The sequence below is a fragment of the Paenibacillus sp. TY11 genome, assembly GCF_059772165.1.
The window spans coordinates 1-2,771 of the sequence record NZ_JCBAIQ010000057.1; the positions used below are offsets into that span (position 1 = coordinate 1).

At 59.0% G+C, this 2,771-nt stretch carries 1 protein-coding gene; it reads right to left on the bottom strand.

Features of this window, described 5'->3' with window-relative positions; genetic code table 11:
* A partial coding sequence (locus AC6EJC_RS26755; RefSeq protein ID WP_444956511.1) for a condensation domain-containing protein occupies positions 1-2,771 on the bottom strand: 2,771 nt, incomplete at both ends.

Consider the following 2,771-nt stretch of genomic DNA (forward strand, 5'->3'; position numbering starts at 1 on the left):
TCGGCGAGAATGCCGACGATCGTCTCCCGGCCGATGCCGCTTGCGCGCAGCGTGGCCGCCAAGCGATTCGCCCGCTCGTTCAGCTCCGCATACGTCAGCCGGTCATTCTCGTACACGACGGCCTCCGCTTCCGGCGTGCGCTCCGCCTGTTCCTCGAACAGCCGGTGGAACGCCGACGCAGGAGCCGCTTCCGGCTGCGCCGGGTTGAACGCACCGAGAATTTGTTCTTTTTCCTCTGCCGTCAGCAAGTTTAGCTCGGCGATCTTCGCATCCGGACGGCTTACGATCGTTACGAGCAGCTGCTCGTAATGTTTCGCCAGCCGTTCGATCGTCTCCCTTTTGTAGAGAGCCGTCGCATATTCGAAGCTGTAATCCAAGCCGCCGTTCTCCTCGCCCACATCCAAGCTGATATCAAACTTCGCGGTATCCAGTGCGCTCGGATAAGGAATCAGGCGAAGCCCTTCCAGCTCAAATTCCTCGTTCTCCGTATTCTGCATCGTAAACAGCGTGTCGAAGAGCGGATTGCGGCTTAAATCACGGGTGACTTGCACCTTGTCCACCAATTCTTCGAACGGATAGTTTTGATGCTCGAAGGCGTGGAGGGTCGTTTCTTTGACTTCGTTCAGGTATGACAGGAATGTCTTCTCCGAAGCCGGATAACTGCGGATAGCCAGCGTGTTTAAGAAAATCCCGATCAGCGGCTGCACATCTCCATGATTCCTTCCGGCAATCGGCGTACCGACGATCACGTCTTCCTGACCTGAATATTTATGCAGAAGGACGTTATACGCCGCAAGCAGCACCATAAACAGCGTCGTGCCCGTTTCCGAGGCCAGCTGCTTCAGGCCGTCGGTTTTCGAAGCGTCAAAGAAAAACTCCAGCGTTTGGCCTTCGTAGCTCTGCACGGCCGGACGCGGATAGTCGGTCGGCATTTCCAGCACCGGAAGCTCGCCTTGGAACATGTCCAGCCAGTACGCCTCCTGACGCTGAAGCCGTTCCTTCTGCTCCTGCGAATGCTGCCAAACGGTGTAGTCTTTGTACTGAATGCGCAGAGGCTCCAATTGCTCGCCGCCGTACAAGCGGACGAATTCTTCAACAAAGATTTCCATCGAGACGCCGTCGGAAATAATATGATGCATGTCGTACATTAGAATATGGCGTTCCGGAGCCAGCTCGACAAGGCCTACCCTCAGCAGCGGAGGCTTCGCCAAGTCAAACGGACGGACGAAACGGCGAACCGTCTCTTCGGCCTCTTGCTCATCCGCTCGATAGAACTCCACGGCAAAATTCACGTCCTGGTAAATCCGCTGCGATGTTTCGCCATCCACCATTTCGAACCCGGTGCGCAGTGTTTCATGCCGCGCCACGAGCTTACGGAACGCTTCTTCGAACCTTGCCCGGTCTAAAGCACCCTCCAGCAGCATCGCTTCCGGCATGTTGTAGCTAAGCTCCGCGCCTTCCAGTTGATTCAGGATAAAGAGACGTTTTTGAGCAAAAGATTGCGGGTACACCTCTCGGTCATCCGCCACCGGAATGGCAACGAATGTCTGCTCATCCAGCCGGGAAATGGCGGCCGCCATGCTCTCGATCGTGGAATGGCGGAACACGTCGCGCAGCGGCAGATCCACGTTCAACTCTTTATGAATCTTGCTGACCAGCGTCGTCGCTCGCAGGGAGTGGCCGCCGATGTCGAAGAAGTTGTCGTGAACGCCAACCTCCTTCGCAAGCCCCAGCACCTCCTTCGCAAGCCCCAGCACCTCCTGCCAAATCGCCGCCAGCTTCGTTTCCAGCTCATTGCGCGGTGCGACGTACTCCGTTCCGCTTCCCGCTTCCCCTTCCGGCGCTGGCAGCGCCTTCCGGTCAATCTTTCCGTTCGGCGTCAGAGGCAGGCGCTCCAGCTCCACGAAGTACGACGGGATCATGTAGCCCGGCAGCTCCTGCGCCAGCGCGCTGCGCAAATCGTTCACCGCCAGCTCCGCTCCGGTATCCGGCGTGTAGTACGCGCACAGCGCTTTCTGCCCGTTCGCGTCACTTCGAACCAGCACCACCGCTTCGCGCACGCCTTCCACCCGCAGCAGCTGCGACTCGATCTCGCCCGTCTCGATCCGGTAGCCCCGGATTTTCGCCTGGTTGTCGATCCGGCCGATGAAGTCCACGTTCCCGTCTTCCATCCACCGCGCCAAGTCTCCCGTGCGGTACAGCCGCTCGCCCGCGGCGAATGGACTGTCTACGAACTTCTCTTCCGTCAGCTCCAGACGGTTCAAGTACCCGCGCGCCACTCCGACTCCGCCGATGACCAGCTCGCCCAGCACCCCGACTGGCACCGGATTCAGATGCGCATCCACGATGTAGAGTTTCGCATTCAGCCACGCTTTGCCGATCGGCACATTGCCTGTCTGCGGCAGCTTCGCCAGCTCCTCGTCGTAGAAGCTGGAGTCGATCGCCGCTTCCGTCACGCCGTATGCGTTGATGATCCGGAACAACGAGCCGAAGCGTTCCTGCAAGGTCCGGTAATCCGCCACGCTGCAGCTGTCCGAGCTCGTGATCAACAGCTCCATCCAGCTCATATCCAGCCCCTGCTCGTGCACGTACTCCAGGAACGGCACGAGCAGCGCCGGCGTCGATTCGAAGATGGTGACCCGCTCCCGCTCCATCCAGTGGTGCAGACGAGACGGATCGATCCGGTCGTCCTTCGGCACAATCACCATCGTGCCTCCGTTGTACAGCGTCCGCGCGATATCTCCCACGAACACGTCGAACGAGAAGCTTGC